Origin of the sequence: Diaphorobacter ruginosibacter (assembly GCF_014395975.1) — a bacterium.
Taxonomy (GTDB): Bacteria; Pseudomonadota; Gammaproteobacteria; order Burkholderiales; family Burkholderiaceae_C; genus Diaphorobacter_A; species Diaphorobacter_A ruginosibacter.
Map to the genome: position 1 here is coordinate 1,416,624 of NZ_CP060714.1, position 24,500 is coordinate 1,441,123.

At 66.2% G+C, this 24,500-nt stretch carries 17 protein-coding genes; 7 read left to right on the forward strand and 10 right to left on the reverse strand.

The genetic code is table 11. From position 1 onward, the window contains the following. Window positions 1–26: 26 nt before the first annotated feature. The 3 genes from H9K76_RS06510 to H9K76_RS06520 all read left to right on the forward strand — a co-directional run bounded on the left by H9K76_RS06510 (window position 27) and on the right by H9K76_RS06520 (window position 7,276). Window positions 27–3,107: a hypothetical protein gene (locus H9K76_RS06510; protein ID WP_187598910.1), complete on the forward strand. Its 3,081-nt coding sequence runs from the start codon at window positions 27–29 to the stop codon at window positions 3,105–3,107. Window positions 3,108–3,114: 7 nt separating this feature from the next. After that, complete coding sequence (locus H9K76_RS06515) at window positions 3,115–4,887, forward strand: SWIM zinc finger family protein (RefSeq protein ID WP_187598912.1); 1,773 nt, start codon at window positions 3,115–3,117, stop codon at window positions 4,885–4,887. A 367-nt stretch (window positions 4,888–5,254) separates the two neighbouring features. After that, complete coding sequence (locus H9K76_RS06520) at window positions 5,255–7,276, forward strand: reverse transcriptase family protein (RefSeq protein WP_187598914.1); 2,022 nt, start codon at window positions 5,255–5,257, stop codon at window positions 7,274–7,276. Window positions 7,277–7,356: 80 nt separating this feature from the next. Here H9K76_RS06520 and H9K76_RS06525 read toward each other — a convergent pair whose 3' ends face one another. The 4 genes from H9K76_RS06525 to hemC are packed head-to-tail and all read right to left on the reverse strand — an operon-like array spanning window position 7,357 to window position 11,575. Continuing rightward, window positions 7,357–8,634, reverse strand: coding sequence for a heme biosynthesis protein HemY (locus H9K76_RS06525; protein WP_187598916.1), 1,278 nt, complete (start codon window positions 8,632–8,634; stop codon window positions 7,357–7,359). 23 nt (window positions 8,635–8,657) lie between these two features. After that, window positions 8,658–9,827: a uroporphyrinogen-III C-methyltransferase gene (locus H9K76_RS06530; protein ID WP_187598918.1), complete on the reverse strand. Its 1,170-nt coding sequence runs from the start codon at window positions 9,825–9,827 to the stop codon at window positions 8,658–8,660. Continuing rightward, the gene (locus tag H9K76_RS06535) at window positions 9,824–10,630 is read right to left on the reverse strand and encodes a uroporphyrinogen-III synthase (protein ID WP_187598920.1); all 807 of its coding nucleotides are present in this window, start codon (window positions 10,628–10,630) and stop codon (window positions 9,824–9,826) included. Before H9K76_RS06535 ends, H9K76_RS06530 begins: the two co-directional genes overlap by 4 nt. A gap of 6 nt (window positions 10,631–10,636) precedes the next feature. Continuing rightward, on the reverse strand, window positions 10,637–11,575 hold the full coding sequence (gene hemC / locus H9K76_RS06540; RefSeq protein ID WP_187598922.1) for a hydroxymethylbilane synthase: 939 nt from the start codon (window positions 11,573–11,575) through the stop codon (window positions 10,637–10,639). A 180-nt stretch (window positions 11,576–11,755) separates the two neighbouring features. Between hemC and ppc the strand changes: the two genes are divergently transcribed. Beyond that, the gene (gene ppc, locus H9K76_RS06545) at window positions 11,756–14,602 is read left to right on the forward strand and encodes a phosphoenolpyruvate carboxylase (protein WP_187598924.1); all 2,847 of its coding nucleotides are present in this window, start codon (window positions 11,756–11,758) and stop codon (window positions 14,600–14,602) included. 6 nt (window positions 14,603–14,608) lie between these two features. Continuing rightward, window positions 14,609–15,073 (forward strand): GNAT family N-acetyltransferase, encoded by a 465-nt coding sequence (locus H9K76_RS06550; protein ID WP_187598926.1) that lies wholly within the window; start codon window positions 14,609–14,611, stop codon window positions 15,071–15,073. 7 nt (window positions 15,074–15,080) lie between these two features. On the opposite strand, the gene H9K76_RS06555 is transcribed toward H9K76_RS06550, so the two are convergent. From H9K76_RS06555 to bfr, 5 genes are all read right to left on the reverse strand, one after another. Then, a complete protein-coding gene (locus H9K76_RS06555) occupies window positions 15,081–16,307 on the reverse strand; it encodes a M24 family metallopeptidase (protein WP_187598928.1) in 1,227 nt (408 codons plus the stop codon). Between the two features lie 38 nt (window positions 16,308–16,345). Continuing rightward, complete coding sequence (locus tag H9K76_RS06560) at window positions 16,346–16,714, reverse strand: hypothetical protein (RefSeq protein ID WP_187598930.1); 369 nt, start codon at window positions 16,712–16,714, stop codon at window positions 16,346–16,348. Window positions 16,715–16,770: 56 nt separating this feature from the next. Further along, window positions 16,771–18,039, reverse strand: coding sequence for an MFS transporter (locus H9K76_RS06565; protein WP_187598932.1), 1,269 nt, complete (start codon window positions 18,037–18,039; stop codon window positions 16,771–16,773). A gap of 193 nt (window positions 18,040–18,232) precedes the next feature. Next, window positions 18,233–19,411 (reverse strand): porin, encoded by a 1,179-nt coding sequence (locus H9K76_RS06570; RefSeq protein ID WP_187598934.1) that lies wholly within the window; start codon window positions 19,409–19,411, stop codon window positions 18,233–18,235. Between the two features lie 402 nt (window positions 19,412–19,813). After that, on the reverse strand, window positions 19,814–20,290 hold the full coding sequence (gene bfr / locus H9K76_RS06575; protein ID WP_187598936.1) for a bacterioferritin: 477 nt from the start codon (window positions 20,288–20,290) through the stop codon (window positions 19,814–19,816). A gap of 382 nt (window positions 20,291–20,672) precedes the next feature. Between bfr and ahpC the strand changes: the two genes are divergently transcribed. Together ahpC and ahpF are read left to right on the forward strand one after the other, a co-directional pair. Then, window positions 20,673–21,236 carry an alkyl hydroperoxide reductase subunit C gene (gene ahpC / locus H9K76_RS06580; RefSeq protein WP_187598938.1) on the forward strand — a complete coding sequence of 188 codons (564 nt, stop codon included), beginning with the start codon at window positions 20,673–20,675 and terminating at the stop codon, window positions 21,234–21,236. 107 nt (window positions 21,237–21,343) lie between these two features. Next, on the forward strand, window positions 21,344–22,903 hold the full coding sequence (ahpF, locus tag H9K76_RS06585) for an alkyl hydroperoxide reductase subunit F (RefSeq protein ID WP_187598940.1): 1,560 nt from the start codon (window positions 21,344–21,346) through the stop codon (window positions 22,901–22,903). A gap of 307 nt (window positions 22,904–23,210) precedes the next feature. Here ahpF and fahA read toward each other — a convergent pair whose 3' ends face one another. After that, entirely contained in the window at window positions 23,211–24,479 is a 1,269-nt protein-coding gene (gene fahA / locus H9K76_RS06590) for a fumarylacetoacetase (protein WP_187598942.1), read from the reverse strand. Between the last annotated feature and the right edge of the window lie 21 nt (window positions 24,480–24,500).

The following is a 24,500-nucleotide window of genomic DNA, read 5'->3' on the forward strand; positions in this document are numbered from 1 at the left end:
CGCTCGCATCCCATGACGCCAACCGCATGAACCTGATTGCCCAAGCCGTACTGTCCAGGCAGCAAGGCCCCAACAATGAACGCATCGGCACGCTGCGCGTGGTGGCACTCGATGCAGCGGCAGGCAGTTCCGCCCCGCAGCATGTCGTCACGTTGCAGATCACGCACCTCAAGGCGGGGCTGGCCGAACGCGTGGACGAAAGCACGCTCACTCCCATGCCGGTGGCGCTGGCGCTCGCGCGCCAGCGGGCCGTGGGCTACCTGCAACAGCGCCTCGCCGCGGGCGACCGGCTGGTCTCGCAGCAGGGCTTCGACGATGCCATTCACATTCCCGGTGGCACGCGCGCAGAACAAGCGCAGCAGCTCCCCGACCGGGCGACGGCCGCCGAGGGAGGCATGCCGGAGTCGCCCGCGCAGGCCCGGGCCATTGCCGCACTGTGCGCGAAGCTCGATGGCAATGCATGGCGTCGGCTGTCCTCGGACCAGCAGGGGCGAGCGATCTGGCGGCTCTCCGAACTGGCCGATCCCGCACGCGGTGGCGCGGCGCAGCAGCTTCTGTATGCGCAGGTTCCGCGCCTGATCGCGCTGCTCGAGCGCGGCGAGGATCTGCTCGACTATTGCCTGGCTGCCCTGATCGGCAAGCTGGGCGATCCGGGCGCGGCGATGGCGATGCAGGCGCTGTCCGGGCGTGGGCGCAGTGCCGCGACGCGTGACATGGCCCGGCAGGCATGGCTCGCGCTACAGGGGGTGCAGGCGGGCGATGCCGCGGCAGATGCATCGCAGGCGCCTGTCGTGATCACCGATCCGCAGGCGCTGTTGCAGGCGGATGAGCAAGGCCTGAACGACCCGTTGGTCGCACAGGCCGTGCGCCAGCACCTCGCCGAGGTGGCGCTGGGTTTCAACTGGTGGCCGGTCGTCAAGCGCATCTACAAGCGCGCACAGTGGCGCAACGACCACGCGACCCTGGCCATCCTGCACGCACGGTTCGATGGCGACAACGACCGGCGCCGCAATGCACCGATGCAGCTGGACACCCTGATGTACATGCGGCTTCGTGGCTGGCGCCATCTGCGGCGCCTGGCGGCGGCACAGCATAGCGAGGCACCCGCGCTCGCGGTGGCGCTGCTCCTGCAACTCGACCGGCTTTGCAGTCCGCAGGGGCAGGAGAGGAATGGCCGCCTGCCCGAGACCCAGTGGCTGCTCGCCCAGAAATTGCTGCTGCCCCACTGGGAAGGGCTGCGTGCATCGCATCGTGCGTGGCGCTGGAGCCTGGACGAGCCCTTGAATTTCGCGGAACTTCCTGCAAACCGCGTGGAGGGCCTCGGCGAGATGTGGGATGCGAATCCGCATCATCTGCTCGCGCTGGTCACGCAGGGGCAATCGCGCGTCCTGCTGTGGTCTCTGACACGCGCGCTGAGCGACCAGACCGTTTTCCTGCATGCGCAGGAGGCGCCGCAGATCGCGCCGCTGCTGCACCATGCCTACGCCCCTGCGGCAGCCCTTGGCCTGCAGACTGCCCAGCACCACATGGCGCAGTCCGGCGACATGCAGGCGCTACGCCCCTGGATCTTGGCGCTGGCCCAATGCCCTGATGGTCCGGCTGCGGACTATCTCAGCCACTGGCTCACGCGCGACCGCCTGGGTGCGGCTGCGGATGCCGACCTGGTGGCCGCATTGCTGGTCTCGCCAGCGGCGGTGCTGCGCACGCAAGGCGTTGCGCTGCTGGCCTTCGCCAACGGCGCAGCGGTGGCATTGGCCCTGCTGGCCGTGGTGCCGACGCTGGATGAATCGACCGCGGCACTGTCAGAGATTCGCGACAACCTGGTCTCGCTGTTGAACCGCCAGGGACCCCTGTCGCGTGATGCGGGCAGTGTTCCTCCGCTGCCGCTGCATCGCCTGCTCGAGCATTCGCTCACGCCGCTGGTCGAGATCGCCACGGCCTGGCTGCTGGTGCATCCTTCGGGATTGGCGACGCTGCCAGCGAGCTCGCTGCGCGCATTGCTGGCATCGGACGAACCTGCGCGCGTGGCCTGCGGCATCCGCCTCATGGACAGTCTGTCCGATGATGTGCTGTCCGAGCAGGCCGATGTCCTGGCCGAGTTCGCCGTGTCTGCGCATCCGGAGTTGCGCAAGGCCGTGGCGCCGCTCATCACGAGGCTGGCAGGCGATACGCGCTGCAATGCGCGTATCGCGGTGCAACTGCATGACGCGCTGTTCCGGGCCGAGGCCGGGGAGGGCGCGCATGCCGATGTGCTGGCCCTGCTCACCGGGCCGCTTGCAGGGGTGGCACCCGCTCGTGATGCCTCGGGCGTATGGCGTGCGCTGCAGGCCCGCACCACCGGTGCGCAGCGCTACGGTGCGTGGGCGCTCGGACCATTGGGTGATGACGCATACACACTGCGCCAGTGGTCCACGCTGGCACGCCATGCCGACACCGAGGTGCGCTCGCGCAGCCGAACGACCCTCGATACCCGGCTGACGCCCATGGAGCGGACGACGCCCGAGCAGGCCGAGCAGTTGCTGCCGCTGGCCGACGCGAAGTTTGCCGATACGCAGCGCTATGCGCAAAGCCTTTTCGGTGAGCGCCTGCCCTCGTCGGCGCTCTCGCCCGAGCTGCTGATTGCGTGGGTCGACCATCCCCAGGCCTGGGTGCAGGCGCTGGGCCGGCAGCGTCTCACGCAGCACATGAGCGCGCCGGAGGCCAGTCTTTGCCTTGGTCGGCTCGCACAGCATCCATCGACCAGCGTTCAGCTGTTCGTGACGCAGTGGCTGCTGAGCCTGCCGGATGAGTCCGCCGTTGAACGCGCGGCGCGGTTGCAGGAGCTCGAGCCCTATTTCCTGGCGGTGCTGAGCCAGGTGCATCGTGCCCGTGCCAGCAAGACGCGGGTGCTGGGCTTCCTGCGCGCACAGACCGACTCGGAAGCCACTGCCCGGGTGGTGGCAGGCATCTTCGCGCGGCAGGTGGTCAGCGCCAGCCTGACGGATCAGCCCGACTACGTGGCGGGGCTGCGCGACATCGTGGCGCGGCATCCGCAACTGGCGCAGAGCTTCATGCAGAGAGTGGATGGCGAGCGACGGGCGCATGCGCGCGGCGTCGTGCGCATGTGAGGTGGCGATGGAATTCCAATACCAGTACTACGGCGCGACGCAGGTCAGCGATACCGCGCAGGCGCAGAACTTCTCGTTCGCCCCGGACCTGCTCAGGCCCCCCACGCGGTTCGACGGCACGCTGCGGCGCGACGGCCAGGGCTTCCTGCAGGTGCGCGAGGCGCTCTCCGCATTGCACAGCGTGGTGGTCAGCGACATGCGCACGCGCGGCCGCGACAAGAGCGCCTACCGGCAATGGCTTGCGGAACACGAATCGCAGCTGCTGGCCGGATTCATGGCCGACACCGGCGGCCTGCAAAAGCGCGCCGAACAGATCTGGGCCGAGCTCAAATCACTGCGCGGTATCAAGGCGCAGGTGCTGGGGCCTTTCTACAAGGCGCAGCGCAAGTATTTCGACTGGCTCTACCAGCACAACCGCGATCTCTGGTACGTGCTCGATCCGGTGATCACCGTGCATCCCGACCGCCTGCTGTTCGAGGCGTTCAGCCAGGACGAGTCGAGCTACTGCGCGGTCAGCATCCGGCACGAAGCCTTCGACCATGCGGGCGAGATGGTGTGCGGCACGACCAACATCGATTACTCGGCCAGCCTGTACGAGGAGTTCCAGAAGATCCGCAACTACAAGGACACGCGGCTGCAGCTCGATCCCTCGGGCTTCGACGTGGCCGTTGGCAACGATCCAGCGCTGCGCGAGGAAAAGATCGATCTGCCCGACAGCTGGCTGCGTGGCTTCCTGCAGGTATCGAGCGCGATGGCGCTGCCGGCCACGGTGGTCGAGCTGCATCCGATGGATCTGTTCAACATCTGCGCGCAGCTGCGAGGCCAGCGCGAAAAGCATGGCCCGCGTGCGCTGCGATTCGAGCTTGCGCCGCAAGGGGCGCCGCAGATCGTCTTCGAGCCATGGAACAAGCGTTTGCAGACCAAGCGCTCGCGCGTGGTTTCCCGCGGGGGTGATGCGGGTGCCGGTGCGGGTGCCAGCGCAGGTGCCGGCGAGGGAGCGCAGACGCCCACCACCATCCGCATCTGGGGGCGCCGTCGCCTGCTGATGCTCGAGCGCCTGATCTCGCAGGCCAGGAGCGTTCGCGTGCACCTGCTGGGAACCGGCATGCCGAGTTTCTGGGTGATCGACATGGGGCTGGTGACGGTCACGCTCGGTCTGTCGGGCTGGAGCGCCAACGACTGGGCCGCCGGCGCGCGCTTTCACCTGCTGGCACCTCAGGCCGATGTGAAGGACGCGGACATCGAGGCCGTCGGCTCCGCCCTGCAATCGCGCTGGCAGGCCAGTGCGCAGGAACTGGCCCAGGCCACGGGACTTGGCGCCGCGCAAGTGCATGCGGCGATGACCAATTGGCTGCATGCGGGCAGGGCGGTCTATGACCTGTCCGCCGAACGCTATGCATGGCGCGAGCTGCTGCGCGAGCCATTGACCGCCGAGCAACTGCTGGTGCCCGCATCGCCCGAAGAGGAGGCCGCGCTCGCGCTGGTGCGCAAGCGGCTGGTGCCGCCGCCGACGCTGGCGTTTGCCGATGGCTTCACACGCGTGTCGGGCCGCATTCCGCGCGAGGACGGCAAGCGCTGGTTCGAGCCGCTGCTGGAGCTCAACGCCGACGAACAGATGACCGACGCGCGATGCAATTGCAACTTCTTCCAGCAGAACCGCCTGTACCGCGGCCCTTGCCAGCACATCGTGGCGCTGCGTCTCGTGGCGCAGGCCGAGCTGGACGCGGGCCGGCGCCCGCATGTGGCGGAACAACCAAAAATCGAGGACGAAGTCACATGAATTTCCACGACGCGTCGACATGCACTAAACTCTTTTCCTTCGGAGCAACGCGCAGGCTCTTGCAATCCGGACGGTGCTTCGCCGTCCATGTGAACTGCCGTTTCATGCACCACGGGCGCCGTTTTCACTGTGCCACCCCAGCCATGGTGTCGCGCTTCCTGAGTGGCTTGCCACAAGCGAAGCAGCGACACCATGGCGGGGTGGCGTCGAGCGAACAGCTCCCGTCCCGTGAGCCCGACGGGCTCTTCGACGAGAAGCGCGTTGCTCCGAATTTCTTTCCGCATCACTGCACTTCGCGTGCACCCCTGGCCAGTCTGAAGGCAGGCGGGCGGCAAGGCATCCCATGCCTTCATCAGGGAGCCCCTGCATGAGCGCTCCCCAACCGACCCGAGCCGAGATCTACGATCGCATCAAGACCTCCAGCAAGCAGGAAGTCATCCTCGAGGAAATGCAGCGCATGGGCTTCTGGCCCCAGGGCGAAGGCGAGCCCCAGGTGGCTGCCGACCTGATCCAGCGCGAAGGCGAACTGCAGCGCGAAATGAGCGAATTGCGCGAGCAGCTGGCCGTGCGGCGCAATCCCGAACGTGCGCTGCGCGAGATGCGCAAGCAGCGCATGAAGCAGGCACGCGACCAGCGCGAGGAAACCCGGCGCAGGCATGCGCAGGAGCGCCATGACAAGGCGTTGGCATGGCATGGCACGCGTGCATCGCACATGGGTTATCTGGGCCCTGGCGTCTCGGCCGCGTTGCATGCTCCCGGGCAAGACGGTTCCGCCGACGGCGCCAGTGGCAGGAAGCCGGCGCGCGAGCGCAGCGCGCCCGACCTGCGGCGACTGGCGCTCAACGGACTGCCCGCGCTCACCAGCGGCGCGCAACTGGCGGAGGCCATGGGCGTGAGTGTCGCGGAGCTGCGCTTCCTGAGCTTTCACCGCGAGGTCGCGCGCACGCACCACTACCACTCGTTCACGCTGCCCAAGAAGACCGGCGGCGAGCGCCAGATCTCCGCACCGATGCCGCGCCTGAAGCGCGCGCAGTACTGGGTGCTGGACAACGTGCTCGCGAAGATGCCGGCGCACGATGCGGCGCATGGCTTCCTGGCGGGGCGCTCCATCGTCAGCAATGCCCGGCCGCACGCGGGGCAGGACGTGGTGATCAACCTCGATGTCAAGGATTTCTTCCCAAGCATCGCCTTCGGGCGCATCAAGGGCGTGTTCCGGCAACTGGGCTACGGCGAGGGCATCGCCACGGTTCTCGCATTGCTGTGCAGCGAAAACCGGGCGCAGGCATGGAGTGTGGATGGCGAGCGGCTGTTCGTCGGTGGCAAGGCGCGCGAGCGTGTGCTGCCCCAGGGCGCGCCCACCAGCCCGATGTTGACCAACCTGCTGTGCCGGCGCCTGGATCGCCGCCTGCAGGGACTGGCCGCGCAGCTCGGCTTCGCCTATACCCGCTATGCCGACGACCTGACCTTTTCTGCGTCCGGCGACGCGGCGCGCGACCACGTAGGCAAGCTGTTGAGCCGGGTTCGCTGGATCCTGCACGACGAGGGCTTCACGCCGCACCCCGACAAGGAGCGCGTGATGCGCAAGGGCCGGCGCCAGGAGGTGACGGGCCTGGTCGTCAATGGCAGCCAGCCCGGCGTGTCGCGGCAGATGCGCAGGAAGCTGCGTGCCGCGCTGCATCGTGCGTCGCATGCGGCGCCTGGAGATGCACCCGCGGCCCATTGGCAGGGACAGGCCGCGCAGCCTTCGCAACTGCTGGGGCTGGCGCAGTTCGTCCAGCAGGTCGATGCGCAACAGGGCAAGGCGCTGCTTGCCAGCGCCCGGCAACTGGTGCGCGACCCCGTTGCACGCGTCAACGACGCCCTGCGCGAGGCGGCAGCAGAGGACCGGCTTGCCGCGGCATCCGAAGCGGCGGTTTCATTCCGGCAGGCGGCGGCCTCGGGGCGCTCGCCTGTGCGTGCCAACGGCGAAGGCTGGTGGCAGCCGGAGCAGAAGGCCGCCCCCGTGCTGGAGCAGACCGACCAGCAGCGCCGGGAGGCTCGGCAACAGGCCCGCCGGCAGTCGCTGGCAGCAGCGTCTCCAGCGTCTCCGGAAACCGCACCCGGCAACGGCGCAAGGCGAGTGCAAGGCGTTCCCGCCGAAGGTGTTTCACCGGCCCAGCCCGGCAAGGCTCCGGAGGCATCCGGGCTGCCGCCCGTGCGCCGAATGCTGCGCTACTGGTCCCAGATGGGCCTCTGCTTTCTGCTGGGCTCCATCCTGCACAACCGCCTGATCACGATCTTCGCGATGGTGATGGTCATTGCGCTGTACTACATGCGCAAGCAGCGCTGGGATCTGTTTGCCGGGGTGCTGGTGATAGCGACGCTGCTCGGCTACCTCGTGCGATCCTGAAATAAATCGCCAACAGGCGTCGAAAACTCCCCCTCTGCGCTCCCATGGCAACGCAAGAGTGGGAGTGTGGAAGCCGGTTCTTACAACGCCGCGATGGCGGCCTGCTTCCAGGCGTGCGCGGCGGCTTCCTCGTCGTTGCGGTGTTCGGCCAGTTCAGCCAGGAAACGCCATGCGCTGGCGCGCAGCTTGCCGTCGGCCAGTTTGGGTGCAGCCTGCGTGAACAGTTGCTGCGCCTTGCCCCAGAGCTCGCGGTGCAGGCAGGCCACGGCCGAGAGGTACTGCAGGCGGGCGTCACGCGGGTTGGCCTGCTGGGCGCTCTCGATGCGCGCAAGCCAGGTGGCGTCGATGCCGCTCATGTTGTTCTCGAGAACATGAATCAGCTTGAGTGCCTGGGTGTCCGACAGCGAGCGGGCGGGATCCGCAAAGAGCTCCCACACCGGCAGCAGCCAGTGCCGCACCTGGGCCGCATCGCCCTCGAGCTGCGACAGGCGCTGCGCCGCGTGGACGGCCAGCTCGGGCATCGCGCGCTCGTTCGGATCGAGCGACATCCACGCGCGCTGCAACTGCGCCGGATCGTGTGCATCGTTGATCACCTCGATGGCAAGGCCGCGCACGATGCTCTCCGCCGCGGCGGGCGAGAAGGCGCGGTGCTTGCCCAGCAGGCGTGCCGTGTCCAGCGCCTCCTCGGGCAGGTGGGCCATGCGCGCGGCCTTCAGCCTGGCGCGCAGGGCCAGCGTGCGGCGCGCGGCGCCGGCCGTCAGCGTGGACATGCGGTCGAGCGCGGCGTTGGCATCGCGTTCGTCCAGCGACCAGCGCGCCGCGCGCAACTGGGCGCCTTCGCGCAGTTCCTGCTCGGATGTGGGGGCGTTGGAGGGGATCGAGTCCAGCGCCTGCTGCAGATGGTTCTCGCGCGTGGTGCGATCCTGCAGCGCATGCGAGCTTTCGGCGGCCACGATGTGGGCCAGCGTGCGCAGCTGGCGGCCGTGCGGAACCGGCCCCGATTGCGACAGGTCGCCTTCCTGGGCGATGGCCGACAGCGCGGCCTTGCGGGCGCGCAGGAAGCGTCCTGCCAGCAACTGCGAGGTGGCGTCCAGCAGCGAGGCGTGCATGGCGCGCTCCTTCTGCTGCAGGCGCCAGCGGCGCGCGCGCTGCGGCAGCTCGAGCAGGGCCGCCGTGCCGCGCAGTGCGCCGTAGAGGATGGTGAAGCTGCCGAACAGCAGCAGCAGGACCGCGTTGAGCGACAGGTCCACCCGATAGGGTGGCCAGAAGAGCGTCACCGTGCCCTGGTTGTTGCCTGCGAACAGGGCAACCGCCACGGCGACACCGAACAGAGCCAGGAGCCAGAGAGCTGCGCGCATGTATCAGGGCCTTCCGTTGAATGTCATCGGCCCGCTGCGGCGGTGGTGAGGGACGCGAAGGTCTCGTCCAGCCGGGGCAGCTCCATGCTCTGCATGTTGGTCTGCAACTGCGAGATCGTCTCGATCGCGCGTTGCGTGTAGCGCGACTCCGGATCGAAGTACTTGATCAGCGCCGTCTTCGCCGTGGTGAGGTCCAGTCGCGCGGAGTCCAGGCGGCGCGAGAGGATGCCCAGGCGCGCGTTCATCAGCGAGAGCTTGAGGTTCTCGCGCAGGAAATAGGCCTGCTGCGGCGCGATCAGGACGGCGTCGGGCTGGTCGATGCGGCTCACGCGGACGAGGCCGCGAGCCTCGCCGGCGACGGCCTCCCAGGCGTTGTCCAGAATGACCTTCCAGCGCGGTGCCTCGGGATCGGCCGGCGTTGCCGCCTGGTCGGCCACCGAACGCGCGCTGGCGTTGCGCTGGCGCATGGTGGAGGCGGAGATCACGGCATTGAGCAGCGGAATCTCGTCGACCTGGCGCGTGAGATCGTCCACGCGGCCGAGCAGGCCCGAGGTGTCGGTTGCGGCAGAGCGGTTGAGCTTTTCCAGATCGTGCGCGATGGCACGCTGCACCGGGGCAAGGCGCGGCTGGGCCGCGCGTTCGATGCGCTGGTCGGCGCTCTTGAGCGCGGCGATCACCGGTTCAAGGCTGCCCGTGAGCTGCGATTGCTGGATGGCCAGGCGCAGGCCCGACTCGATGTCGACCACCAGGTTTTCATCGCGCGAGCGTGACAGGCTCTGCATCAGCTCCTCGAGCTGGGTGCGCTGCAGCGCCACTTCGCCGACACGGGCCTCGGTGACGGACAGCCGCGCGGATGTCTCGCGGGCCACGTCGGCAGCCTGGCGCGCCATGGTGCGCGCCTCGATGGCCTGGGTGCCGGAATCGGCAGTCTGGCGCGCGAGCTGCTCCTGGATGTTCGAGAGCTTCTGCCACAGCATGACGCTGCTGACGAGGCCCGCCACGGCCACCGCGCCGACGGCCGTCAGCAACAGGCGGGAGCCGCCTTGGGCAGCGGCATGCGCCGGAGCCGCGGAGTACGAGGGGGCCGCTGCTGCAGAAGCCGCCGATGGGGGGACGGGGGCTGCCGTCCGCGGCGACGTTGCCGGAGCGTCCGGAGTGTCTTCGTGGATTGTGTGTTGGGGCTCGAGGCTCATGGCATGGATTTTATCGACGCGACCACGTCCTGCAGTGTAGGGCGGCACTCACTTACGCGTCCAAACCCGGCCGCCCGGGCGGCCTGCGCAATACGTGGGTGGGTGACGAGGGCGCGGGCCTTGTCCCAGCTCATTTGCGGCATTTGCTGCTCCAGATGGCGAATCGCCTCGGAGGAGCTGAAAAACCACAGTGACCCGTCTGAGGCCGCACGCGCAGCAAGGTCTTTGGCGTTGGAGTCCAGAGGCGCGCCTACGCGCTCGTAGGCAGCGACGAACTCCACCTTGGCTCCTGCCGCGGCGATACGGGAAGCCAGCCAGTCGCGCCCGTTGCCGCCTGCCTTGGCGGGGGAGCTCGCGCCGCGAACGATCAGCACGCGGTCGCCGGGGCGGACCTGGTGCGCCACGGCGAGCCACAGGCTTTCAGAGTCGAATTGTCCGGAATCGGCCGCGGGGCCGTCGATTCGGCCGGCGGGAACCCCGGCCTGCTCAAGCGCGCGCGCGGTGCCCGGGCCTGGCGACCAGAAGCGTGGAAGGTGGCCGCGCAGCTCGCAGGGCGGGCCGCCATCGCCCAGATCCACGTCCCGCGCAAGAAATTCGCTGGCCGCGTTGCCGCTCACGAACATCACCGCGCTGAACTGTCGCAGCCGGTGGCGTGCGTCATGCAGCGCCGCCTGCAGCTGCGGCGAGCGCACCGGGGAGATGGCCAGCAGCGGAAGCACCCGCGCATCGATCTGCTGCGCGCGAAGCTGATCCGCCCAACGCTCGGCCTCGGACGAGGGGCGGGTGACCAGGACGCTTGGCATGGCCCGTCAGGAAGTGCTTACCTTGGCGCCCGCGGCCTTGAGTTTGTCGGCGACGGCCGCGCCAAGGGCCTCGGCCGATGCCAGGTCGGTGATGCTGGAGGATTCGATCTGCGCGCGGATCAGCGGCTGGCTGCCCTCGACGTCGCCCCAGGCCGCATCGAGGCGCAGCGTGGCGCCGGACCAGCGGCCGTGTGCGGCCAGCGGCACGGAACAGCTGCCGCCCATCGCACGGCTGACCGCGCGCTCGGCGGCCACCGTCAACCATGTCTGCTGGTGAGCGAGTGGTGCGAGTGCTTGCTTCAGATCATTCCGGCCTGAGCGGATCTCGATCCCCAGCGCACCCTGGCCGGCCGAGGGCAGCATCTCCTCGGGTTCGAAGATGTGGCGGATGCGTGATGCGAGGCCCAGGCGCTTGAGGCCCGCCGCCGCCAGCACGATGGCGGCATATTGGCCTTCGTCGAGCTTGCGCAGCCGCGTGTCGAGATTGCCGCGCAGCGGCTCGATCCGCAGATCGGGGCGCAAGGCCTGCAGCAGCGCCTGGCGGCGCAGGCTCGACGTGCCGACGACAGAACCCTGGGGCAGCTCGGCGAGCGAGGCATATTGGGGCGAAACAAAGGCATCGCGCGGATCCTCGCGTTCCATCACGCAGGCCAGTTCAAACCCTTCGGGCAGCTCCATCGGCACGTCCTTGAGCGAATGCACGGCGAGGTCCGCCCGGCCTTCCTCCAGTGCCAGTTCCAGCTCCTTCACGAACAGGCCCTTGCCTCCCACCTTGGAGAGCGTGCGGTCCAGGATCTGGTCGCCCTTGGTGGTCATGCCCAGCAGATCGATGCGATGGCCGGCGGCCTGGAGCAGTGCCTGCACATGTTCGGCCTGCCACATGGCGAGGCGGCTTTCGCGTGTGGCGATCACGAAGGGAGCGGACTGCGTGGTATTTATTGTCATGACTTTCACATATTGGCGCGGTAGCGCCTTTCAACAGTGCCTCGGGATGCTAGCATGTTGCGCTGCAGCAGCTTGCTGCAGTACCAGTACATTCTGGTGCGGTTGATTTGATCTGACTCAAGAGTGCCGCAAGGCGCGGAGTCACCTTCATAGTCTCAAAGTTCAGGAGTGACTTTCCGCATGTCCGCGCCCGCCCGCAAAACCGATGCCTCTGGCAGTGCTCCCGCCCCCCGCAAGACCGACAAGGACCTTCCCCTCATCCAGGACATCCGCCTGCTGGGCCGCATTCTGGGCGATGTGATCCGAGAGCAGGAAGGCGTGGCCGCCTACGATCTGGTCGAGCAGATCCGCAAGCTCTCGGTGGCCTTCCGCCGCGATGCGGACCACGAGGCGGACAAGGCGCTCAAGAAGCTGCTCAAGGGCCTGACGGGCGACCAGACAGTGAGCGTGATCCGTGCGTTCACCTACTTCAGCCATCTGGCGAACCTGGCGGAAGACCGCCACCACATCCGCCGCCGCGCCGTGCACGAGCGCGCGGGCAGCGCGCAGGAAGGCAGCATCGAGGTCGCGCTGGCGCGCCTGCGCTGGGCCGGTATTGCGCCGCGCGCGGTCGCGCAGTCGCTTGCCAAGAGCTACGTGGCGCCGGTGCTCACCGCCCATCCCACGGAAGTGCAGCGCAAGAGCATTCTCGATTCCGAGCGTGAGATCGCCGACCTGCTGACCGCACGCGACGACATCCTCATGCGCGCGCAGCTCTACAACAGCGCCAAGGACCCGATCACGCCGCGCGAACTGGCGGCCAATGAGGCGCAGCTGCGAGCGCGCGTCGCGCAGCTGTGGCAGACGCGGCTGCTGCGCTACTCCAGGCTCACCGTGGCGGACGAGATCGAGAACGCGCTCTCCTACTACGAATACACGTTCCTGCGCGAGATTCCGCGCCTGTATGCGGAGCTTGAGCGCGAGCTCGGCAACCAGCATGTGGCCAGCTTCCTGCGCATGGGCCAGTGGATCGGCGGCGACCGCGACGGCAACCCGAACGTCAGCGCCGCCACGCTCGAGCTGGCGCTCAAGCGACAGGCCGACGTGGCACTGCGCCACTATCTCACCGAGGTGCACCACCTGGGCCGTGAGCTGTCGTTGTCGGCCAACCTGGTGCAGGTCTCGCCCGAGATGCTGGCCCTGGCCGACAGCTCGCCCGACACCAGCGAGCACCGTGTGGATGAACCCTATCGCCGTGCGCTCACGGGCATCTATGCGCGGCTGGCCGCAACGCTGAAGGCTCTTGCAGGCGGCGAGGCCGCGCGCCATGCCGTTGCTCCGCAGAACCCTTATCCAGGCGCCGCCGAGTTCCTGGCCGACCTGCGTGTGATCGAGGCCTCGCTGCTCTCGCACAAGGCCTCGGCCATGGCGCAGGAGCGCCTGCGTCCGCTGATCCGTGCGGTGGAGGTGTTCGGCTTTCACCTGGCCACCGTGGACCTGCGCCAGAGCTCCGACCAGCACGAGCGCGTGATCGCAGAACTGCTCGCCAAGGCGCGCATCGCGCCCGACTACATATCGCTGCCCGAGAGCGAGCGCCGCAAGCTGCTGATGCTGCTGCTCTGCGACGCGCGTCCGCTGCGCGTGAAGGGGGCGGAATACTCGGAGCACACCGCCGGCGAGATCGCGATCTTCGAGACCGCCCTGACCATGCGCGAGCGCTACGGCGCCGATGCGATCCGCCACTACATCATCAGCCACACCGAGACCGTGAGCGACCTGCTCGAAGTGCTGCTGCTGCAAAAGGAAGTGGGGCTGATGCGCGGCACGCTCGACCAGGGTGGCCATGCCGACCTGATCGTGGTGCCGCTGTTCGAGACCATCGAGGACCTGCGCAACGCGGCGCCCATCATGCGCGAGCTCTATCAGATGCCGGGCTACGCGGCACTGGTGCGCGCGAGCGGGGCCGAGCAGGACATCATGCTCGGCTACAGCGACAGCAACAAGGATGGCGGCATCTTCACCAGCAACTGGGAGCTGTACCGCGCGGAGAACGCGCTCGTGACCGTGTTCGACGAGCTCAACGCGGCGCAGGCCGGATCACCCATCCAGCTGCGCATGTTCCATGGCCGCGGCGGCACGGTGGGTCGCGGTGGCGGCCCGAGCTACCAGGCCATTCTGGCGCAGCCTCCGGGCACGGTGCGCGGACAGATCCGCCTGACCGAACAGGGCGAGGTGATCGCATCCAAGTACGCCAATCCGGAGATCGGCCGGCGCAACCTGGAAACGCTGGTGGCGGCAACGCTCGAGGCGACGCTGCTGCAGCCGACCAAGCCAGCCACCAAGGCGTTCCTGGAGGCTGCCGAGCAGCTCTCGCGCGCCAGCATGGGCGCCTATCGCGCGCTGGTCTATGACACCCCCGGCTTCACCGACTATTTCTTCAGCGCCACGCCGATCCGCGAGATCGCCGAGCTCAACATCGGTTCGCGCCCCGCATCGCGCAAGGCCAACCAGAAGATCGAGGATCTGCGGGCCATTCCGTGGGGCTTCAGCTGGGGCCAATGCCGGCTGACGCTGCCGGGCTGGTACGGCTTCGGCGCCGCGGTGGAGGCCTTCATCAAGGCCCCAGGCAAGGACCCCAAGGCCCAGCTCGCGCTGCTGCAGAAGATGTACCGCCAATGGCCGTTCTTCCGCACGCTGCTCTCCAACATGGACATGGTGCTGGCCAAGAGCGACATGCAACTGGCCTCGCGCTACAGCGAGCTGGTGGGCGACTCGCGCCTGCGCAAGAAGGTGTTCAGCGCCATCGAGGCGGAGTGGCAGAGCACCTCCGATGCGCTCGTGCGCATCACGGGCGACAAGCAGCGTCTCGCGCACAACACCGCGCTGGCGCGTTCGATCCGGCACCGCTTCCCCTATATCGACCCGCTGCACCACCTGCAGGTCGAGCTGATCCGCCGCTGGCGCCTGGGGCAGGACGATGACCGCGTGAAGACCGGCATCCAGATTTCGATCAACGGCATCGCCGCGGCGCTGCGCAACACGGGCTGAACCCTCATGACCTTCCTGATCCGACCCGTCGCAGCGCAGGACCTCGCGCAGTGGCTGCCGCTCTGGCAGGGCTATAACGCGTTCTACGGGCGCGAAGGCGCCACCGCGCTGCCCGAGGAGATCACGCGCATCACCTGGTCGCGCTTCTTCAATCCGGTCGAGCCCGTGTTCGCCGCGGTGGCCGAACAGGAGGGGCGCCTGGTCGGGCTGGTGCACTACCTGTTCCACCGCAGCACCACGCGCATCGAGCCCGTATGCTATCTGCAGGATCTCTTCACGGAGCCCGGGCTGCGCGGCAAGGGCGTGGGCCGCGCGCTGATCGAGTTCGTCTACGGGCAGGCGCAACTGGCCGGCGCGAGCCGCGTGTACTGGCAGACCCACACCACCAACACCGCGGGCCGTGCGCTCTACGACAAGGTGGCGGGGCACCTGGGCTTCATCGTCTACAGCAAGGACATCCCGCCCGGTTGACGGCGGGCTATGCGGCGAGCGGGAGCCGCAGGCTCTTCGACACGTACCAGCTTGCAAGCTTCTGCCGCAGCGTGCCCGATGGCAGGACCAGGTCCTGCAGATCGGACGGCGCCGTGGTCAGGGTACGGTAGCCCGTGGGCGTGATGAGCACCGTATCGCTGTGCCGGTATCCCCCCTTGCCGTGGGCATAGATTCCGGGCTCGATCGAGACCACCATGCCCGCCTGCAGGATGTGCCTGCTGCCCTCCGCAATCCATGGCGGCTCGTGGTTGCCAAGCCCGAACCCGTGGCCGCAGCGGTGCAGCCGCGCCGTGAACTGCGGAAAGCCCTTGACGCCGAGGAAGTGGTTCACCTTGGCATCGATCTCCGCGCACGCGGCGCCAGGCTTGAGCAGGGAGAACGCGAGCTGCCTGGAGGCTGTCATCAGGTCAAATTTCTCGCGCTCGATGGCGGTGGGCTCGGTGGTGAAGAACGTGCGCTCGGACTCGGCGGCATAGCCGTTCACCCGCGTCAGCGCCATCGCGACGTGGGGACCCCTGCCAAGCCTCATCGCCAGGGGCGGCACGGAATGCGGCTCGGCGCTCAGCGGCGCAGGCCATGCGGCGGCCAGCACCTTGGTGGACAGCGGGTCCCAGTCGCGCACCTCGCGCATGATCTGGCGGCCCACCGTCTGCATCGTCATGAAGGTCTCCGCCGCGGTGCCCCCATTCCATGCGCGGCGCAGTATGTCGTGCACGGCGTTGTCGGCATAGCGGGCGGCACGCTCGATCTGCTCCACCTCCCACTTCGACTTGACCATGCGGATGTCCTCCAGCAGGTCCACCGGCTCGCCGCCTTCCTCGATCAGGTGCCGCGCGATGGTCCACGGCGTACCGGGGTCGAAGCCGAAGGTGCCGGGCAGCGTGTAGCCGTCCAGGAGCTGCTCCCGCCATCCGTGGCCCTTGGGTGCGGGGAACTCGCGGTACGCCATGATGTTGCTTTCGCTCACGCCATAGGCCTTGTGGAGGTGATTGATCTCCAGCATGGGCACCACCATCTCGCGCTTGCCATCGGCTCCGATGATCAGGAAGAACGGCCGCTCCAGGGGCTCGAACGTGGCATGCGTGAGGTAGAAAATGTTCTCGGTGGTCGTGACCACATAGTGGTCGAGGCCGTGAAGGCGTATCGCCTCCACCAGGGCTTGCGCCCGTCGTTCGAGCTCGGCGTTTCTTGCGCCGTCATGGACTAACTTCATGTGGGTGATCCTTTGTCGGAGATGAAAACGAGGGACCATCAGGTCAGCAGAACCAGCGCCATCGCCAGCACGCCGAACAGGTTGATGGCGATGGCGCGCTTGCGACTCGAAGGGGATGCATAGCTGGCCGGATTGCTATTCAAGAGGTGGCGAAGCACGCCGACATAGGCCACCACCATGAGCAGGCCGAACAACAGCACCGACGCCCAGCGCAGCCCGCTGACGTGCAGTGCCGCTGACAGGGCGATCAAGGCCATGAATACGATGCCCGTGACGGGATTGACGGGCGTGAGTGCGCGCCCCGTTCGCCGCTGGTGCAAAAGGCTTTGGAAATTGCTGCGCATACCCAGCGCAACGTAGACGCAGAGCAGCGCGCTGGCGAGGAGAAGGCGAGGAGGGAAGTCCATTGACGGCCTTGGGCGGGATGGTGATGCGACAAGTCTGGGGGAGAGTCGGTCTCGACTCAAGCCGGGAACCCCGGCCTGCGCTCACGCGGGGGAGCCGTCACCTCCCTGGTCCATGCCAGTACCAGCAGCGTGACGGCACCGGTGACGCTCATGTAGTAGAGCGGTGCCAGCGTCAGACCCCTGGAGAGTGCGAGCGCATTGACCACCGGTGCGAGCGCCCCGAAGACCATCACGCCCAGGCTGTAGCCCAGGCCGAATCCGAGCGCGCGCCGGGACGGCTGGAAGCTGTCGACCATCAACGGCAGGCTGGCACCCACGAAGAACCCGAATCCCGACGCGCATGCCCACTGGAATGCCGCCAGGCGGGGCACCGACGGTGCCTGCAGCAACTGGAGGAACAGCAGCCATCCGCCCGAGAGCGAGAGCGCCAGGCCGGCGAGCATGATGCGTTTGCGACCATGGTGGTCGGAGAGCCAGCCGCCCAGGATCGCACACAGGCCTGTGAGAACGCTGGCCATCATGGCGCAGGCCATGGCCGAGCTCATGGGCAGCGACAGCATGCGCGTGGCGAACACCGGCATGAACATGATCACCACGTAGAAGACCGACGAGCCGAAGGCGGTGAGTCCGGCCACGCGAACGATCATGGCCGTGGTTCCGTGCACGGAACCGGGTGGGCGTGCATGGGCAGCGACATAGGCTCCTGCGGCCGCAGCGTGGCGTTCGTCGCGCATGTTGCGCCGCGCCCACCAGCCCATGGGAATGATCAGCAGGCCTGCCGCGTAGCCCAGGCGCCAGCCCCAGTCATCCGTGACCTCGGCACCGAGCAGTCCGTAGCACAGCAGGGCGATGACGCCCCCGGCGGCAACGCCGAGGTAGGTGGAGCAGGAAAAGAAGCCACCCCAGAGGCCGCGCTGGTGCCAGGGCGATGCCTCGATCGCGATGGTCGCGGCAGCGCCGGTTTCCCCCGCTGCGGCAAATCCTGCGAGCAGCCGTGCTGAGACCACCATGGCGGGCCCGAGCAGGCCAGCGGTTCCATACGAGGGAGCGCACAGCACCAGCAGGCAGGACAGGCCCATCAGCATCAGCGTGAGCACAAGCACCCGCTTGCGGCTGACCCGGTCGGCCAGTTGACCGAGGACGGCGGCGCCGATGGGGCGCGCGATGAAGCCGGCCGCAAATGCCGCATAGCTTGCCATCGCCGAGAGCAGCGGGTCTTCCGAGGGAAAGAAATTCCTGCCGATGGCGACTGCAAAGAAACCATAGAGCGTGAAGTCGAACCACTCCATGAAGTTGCCCCATGCGGCGGCGCCCAGTCTTTGCAACCTCTCATACATAAGCTTGCCCGTTTTCGGTTGGGAACAAGTACGCCATTGTTCGGATGTGGATGGTTTGTCTGAATTCATTTCGGGACATGGAAGATTCATTTTTTGACGGCGCTGGCGAGCTCTCATCGCTGCATACGTGCGTTCACCGATGAGGTCGCGCACCTTGAGTCCGGGTTGGTGACGGACGGTGTTAGAAGTCGTGCCGTATCCCCAGCGCCAGTGCGCTCGGCTTTTGGCCGGGGCCGGTAGGTGCGATGGCCACGTCGCTGGCCACCAGGGCGAAAGCGGCATTGGCGCTGTTGCGGGTGATTCCGTAACTCGCATAGAGCTGGGTGCGGCGGGAGAGGTGGTGTGCAAGCGCAATGCCCAGCGTGGTCGCGCTGCGCTCGATGGCAGGCGTGCTGTTGTGCGTCAGGCGCTGCAATTGCAGGTAGATCCGGTTGGCCTGGAAGGCATAGGAAACGCCTGCGGACATGCTGTCGGCCTTCTGTGCACCGGTCATCTTCCAGTAGCTTGCGCCGAACTGGAACGGCCCGGACGTGTGGATGGCGCCCAGTATGGAGTCACGGCGCGACAGCAGCCTGCCGGTGAAGACGGCAGGTGTGCCCCCCGCTTCGGGGTAGCGGAGCACCTGGTGGGTGGCATGCAGGCTCAGGCTGCCCCCGGTGTACTCGCCTCCGACGCCATGGAAGGTGTTGGCGCGGCGAGGGAGGGCACCCGCGCTGCCTCCGGCGCTCTCCGAGCCAAAGCTGTACGCGGCCCTTGCCCTGAAGCCTGACAGGACGGGCGAGGTATAGAAGACGCCGTTGCTTACCCTGGCCAATCGCTCCGCGCCGCCGGCGGCCTGAACGAGGGTCTGCAGGTTGCCGAAGTAGCCATAGTGCATGACATCGGTTGCAAGACCGGCGTAGTAGAGCGGTGAATAGTCCCGGCCCAGCAGGATCTGCCCCAGGCTTCCCGAGAGCCCGACATGCGCGCGCCGATTGAAACCCGTCGCGCCGGGGCCGTTGGGCGCCGTGGGCGTGGCGGCGCTCGGGTTGCCCGCGAACGGTTTGAGCGACCCGGTGTCCAGGTCGATACCGGATTCGAGCACGAAGCTCGCCGTGATGCCCCCGCCCAGGTCCTCACGCCCCTGCAGGCCCCAGCGCGAGGGAACGACGACGCCCGAGCCGGCAAGCCATTGGGTTCCATGGCCGGAGCCGATGTTGCGTGCCGCGACCACGCTGACGTCGGCCGTGCCATACAAGGTGATGTTTTGCGCACCCGCATTCAGAGCGAGCGCTCCGAGCGCCACGGCTGTGCCGATGTGCGCGCGGCCGCCGTAGCGGGCGGGTGATGACGTGGCCCGTGGGGGAATGGGCATGTGCATGAAGTTGTCTCCGTCTTGTGTGTTTCTGGACGGGGGCCATTCTTCTTGCGAGGGGACGAATGTCTCCATTCATCGGGCGACGTGCTTGATTCATTTTTGGACACGAGGCTGTGCACGCATCCTCATGCGGGGGCTTGTCTGTGCAGAAGTGCGTGCGCGAAGACCATAAGCAGGGGTGGTTCGACTTCTGTTTTCTGTGTTTGAGGGCGGAGGCCGGGGGCAGTCCCGGCCTCCGCCCTAAAAAAGACATCTACAAAAAAACTGCCCCAAGAGGGTGCTTCACATCTCGGGACAGTCCAGCAATGAAAAAACGCCTTGCCTGTCAAATGACAACGCAAGGCGTCGAGCCTGCAACGAAGAGCCGCGCAGGCGAAAAGAGAAAAAGAGTCAGTAACGGAAGGCTTACTCCGCGTCGCCCATCTGCGACTGCAGGTAGTTCTGCACGCCGACCTTGCCTACCAGTTCGATCTGCGTCTCGAGGAAGTCGATGTGCTCCTCGGTATCTTCCAGGATCTCCTGCAGCAGATCGCGCGAGACATAGTCGCGCACGCTCTCGCAGTGGGCAATGCCCTCCTTGATGGTGGCCTGGGCGCCGCGCTCGGAGCGCAGGTCGCACTCGAGGATCTCCGGCACGTCTTCACCGACCTGCAGCTTCGCCAGGTCCTGCAGGTTGGGCAGGCCGTCCAGCATGAAGATGCGGTCCATGAGCTTGTCGGCATGCTTCATCTCGCCGATCGATTCCTCGTATTCCTTCTTGGCCAGCTTGTCGAATCCCCAGTGCTTGAGCATGCGGTAGTGCAGGAAGTACTGGTTGATCGCGGTGAGTTCGTTCTTCAGTTGCGCTTGCAGGTGCGCAATGACTTGTGCGTCGCCTTTCATGGCTTTCTCCTTCTGTTCAATGGGCGCATTGTCACGGCGCTGTTGAACACATGCAAGACAATGTCCATTCGCGCGCGGTATGGCTGCGTGTGATGCTGAGTTGCGTTCGCAACTATGATGCAACGCAAAGTTTTTCAGGACATTTCGGGGCATGCTCTGAAGCATTGCTTTGAATGCTTGAAAATCTCCGCAACAGGCTGTATGTAATCTTGGAAGCAAGATCCTTTTTTTGTCATGCCTAGTCCAACAGCGACGATGAAAAAGGGAAGATTGATAGATTATTTAAATCAATGTAATGAGTTCAATTCATTGGATCAATCCTTTGCCTGAACCTAAACTAGAGCCTGTTCTTAGCCAATCAACCAACTGAAAGGAAACAGCAATGTCCGTGATCAACACAACAATCAAGCCATTCAAGGCAAGCGCATTCAAGAACGGCAAGTTCATCGACATCACCGAAAAGGACGTCCTGGGCAAGTGGGCCGTGTTCTTCTTCTACCCTGCTGACTTCACATTCGTGTGCCCGACAGAGCTGGGCGATGTGGCTGACCACTATGCCGAACTGCAGAAGCTGGGCGTGGAAGTGTTCTCCGTGTCGACCGACACCCACTTCGTCCACAAGGCATGGCACGACGCTTCGGACACGATCCGCAAGATCCAGTACACCATGGTGGGCGACCCGACCTGGGAAATCTCCAACAACTTCGAAGTGCTGCGCGCCGACCAAGGCCTGGCCAACCGTGGCACCTTCATCATCGACCCACAAGGCGTGATCCAGTCCGTGGAAATCACCGCTGAAGGCATTGGCCGTAACGCGGAAGAAATGATGCGCAAGATCAAGGCAGCCCAGTACGTGGCTTCGCACCCCGGTGAAGTCTGCCCCGCCAAGTGGGAAGAAGGCGCCAAGACCCTGGCTCCCTCGCTCGACCTGGTCGGCAAGATCTAAGCAGCCCCTGGCTGCTTGAATCAACACAGTTGAACTGTTGAAGACGCCCGGGTGCCTGGCGCCCGGGCTTTTTTCATCCCAAAACTAGAGAAATCAGAGGTATATCCATGCTCGACACCACTCTTCAAACCCAATTGAAAGCGTATCTGGAGCGTCTGCAGCGCCCTGTGGAGCTGGTGGCTACGCTGGACGATAGCGCCACCGCCAGGGAAGTGCGCGAGCTTCTGAACGAAATCAAGGCGCTTTCAGACAAGATTACCGTGGTCGAAAAGAACGATTGGGCCGAAGTGCGCAAGCCGTCTTTCCTGATCACGAACCCAGGTACCGACACCGGCGTGCGTTTCGCCGGCGTGCCGCTGGGCCATGAATTCACATCGCTGGTGCTGGCACTGCTGCAGGTGGGCGGCCATCCCTCGAAGGAAGCCGCCGACCTGCTGGAGCAGGTGAAGAACCTCGAAGGCGAGTTCCACTTCGAGACCTATTACTCGCTCTCCTGCCATAACTGCCCTGACGTGGTGCAGGCGCTCAACCTGATGAGCGTGCTGAACCCGCGTATCACCCACACCGCCATCGACGGCGCCGTGTTCCAGAACGAGATCAAGGAACGCGAGATCATGGGCGTGCCCACGGTGTTCCTGAACGGCAAGAACTTCGGCCAGGGACGCATGGAACTGGCCGAGATCGTTGCCAAGATCGACAGCGGCGCCGAAGCGCGCGTGGCTGCCAAGATCAATGCGATGGACCCGTTCGACGTGCTCGTCGTTGGCGGTGGTCCCGCAGGTGCGGCAGCGGCAGTGTATGCGGCGCGCAAGGGCATCCGTACCGGTGTGGCGGCCGAGCGTTTCGGCGGCCAGGTGCTGGACACCGTGGACATCGAGAACTTCATCTCGGTCAGCAAGACCGAAGGTCCCAAGTTCGCGATCGCGCTGGAGCAGCATGTGGCCGACTATGACGTGGAGGTGATGAACCTGCAGCGCGCCAAGGCACTGAAGCCCGCGGCCAGCGAAGGCGGTCTGGTCGAGATCGAACTCGAGAACGGCGCAACGCTCAAGAGCAAGACCGTGATCCTCTCGACGGGTGCACGCTGGCGCAACATGAACGTGCCGGGCGAAGAGCAGTACCGCACCAAGGGCGTGACCTATTGCCCGCACTGCGACGGCCCGCTCTTCAAGGGCAAGCGCGTGGCGGTGATCGGCGGCGGCAACTCGGGGATCGAGGCGGCCATCGACCTGGCCGGCATCGTGGCCCATGTGACCGTGCTCGAGTTCGCCCCCGAACTCAAGGCCGACGCCGTGCTGCAGAAGAAGCTGGCCAGCCTGCCGAACGTGGATGTGATCCTCAACGCGCAGACCACCGAGGTGAACGGCGACGGCTCCAGGGTCACCGGCATCACCTTCAAGGATCGCACCAATGATGAGATCCGCAAGGTGGAGCTCGAAGGTATCTTCGTGCAGATCGGCCTGCTGCCGAACACCGACTGGCTCAAGGGCACGGTCGACCTCACGAAGTTCGGCGAGATCATCATCGACGCCAAGGGGCACACCAACGTGCCGGGCGTGTTCGCTGCGGGTGACTGCACGAACGTGCCGTACAAGCAGATCATCATTGCCGCGGGCGCGGGCGCCACGGCCGCGTTGTCGGCATTCGATCATCTGATCCGCCATTGATGGTGGAATAGATCCGGCCCGGTTTCGACCGGACACGCAAAAGGGCTGTCGCCATGCGCTACAGCCCTTTTGTTTGGTTCTCTGTGGAATACCGTAGCGAATGGAGTCGCGTGACGAATTAGTTCGCAGCGCTTGGGCGGAGAGTCTTCGTTTGGAGGTGCTGATATGGCCCCTCATACTTTGTTGCAAAGGCTTGCCGTACCAAAGTACTGTCTTCGCCTTTGCGTCGCGTCTGAGGGGCCATCTCAGCATTGGGGTGAACAGTTCAAGGCGGGCGCGCGCTGCTCAGGCGGTCGGTCAGGAAGCCTTATCCCTGTATGGTTCCGCTGGCCTCGCCCAGGCCGATGCGCACGGCGCCTTCGCGCTCGCACCAGCCGCGCAGGATCAGCGTGTCGCCATCCTGCAGGAAGCTGCGTGTCTCGCCGTTGGGCAGGGTGACGGGGTTTTTGCCGCCCATGCTCATTTCGAGCAGCGAGCCGGCGGATTCCGGTGTGGTGCCCGACAGCGTGCCCGAGCCGAACAGATCGCCCGGCTGCAGGTTGCAGCCGTTGACCGTGTGGTGCGCCACCAGCTGCGCCGCTGTCCAGTACGCGGCTTCGGAGGCGCGGCCGCTGGAGAGTTGCACGGGGGTCTCGCCGGCGGCGCGCATCTGGGCTGTCTGGATCAGCACCTGCAGGGTGATGTCGATCTGGCCTTGCTGGCGGTTGCCGGCGCCGTCGAGGTAGGGCAGCGGTTGCGGATCGCCTTCGGGACGCACGAAGGGCGAGCGGAAGGGGGCAAGGGCCTCCATGGTCACGATCCACGGTGAGACGGTGGATCCGAAATTCTTGGAGAGGAACGGACCCAGGGGCTGGTACTCCCATGCCTGCAGGTCGCGTGCGGACCAGTCGTTGAACATGCCCAGGCCGAACAGGTGCGCTTCCGCATCGTCGATGGAGATCGGGGCACCCAGCGTGTTTCCCTGGCCGATGTAGTAGCCGAGCTCCAGCTCATAGTCGAGGCGCCTGGACGGACCGAATGTCGGCACCTCGGCATCGGGGGCCTTGGTCTGGCCGTTGGGGCGCCGGATGGCGGTGCCGCTGATCACCAGCGAGCTCGCGCGGCCGTGGTAGCCGATGGGCACCCATTGGTAGTTGGGCAGCAGCGGGTTGTCCGGGCGAAACAGCTTGCCCACCGTCGTCGCGTGGTGGATGCCGGTGTAGAAGTCCGTGTAGTCGCCCACGCGGCAGGGCAGCGTGTATTCGCATTGCTCCTGGGGCACGAGCGCTTTCTTCCACTCACCTTGCGCGGGGCTCCCGGCCGTGAGTCCATCCGAGATGGCGTGACGCAGCTGCAGGCGGTTTGCGGGCGTTGCGGCCATCAGGGTGTTCATATCGTCGGTGGCGATGAGGCCGGCGGCGCGCAGGTCCAGCACCTGGTCACCGATGGCGACACCGATGCGGAAGGCTTCGTTGCTGCCCGCGCGTCGAAAACGGCCGAAGGGCAGGTTCTGGATCGGAAAGTCCGCGCCTGGGGCGTTCGCGGCTTCCACCCAGCTCTTGCGCTGGGGGGCATGGGTGGCATCGATGGTGTACATGGTCAGGGTCTCTGCGTGTCG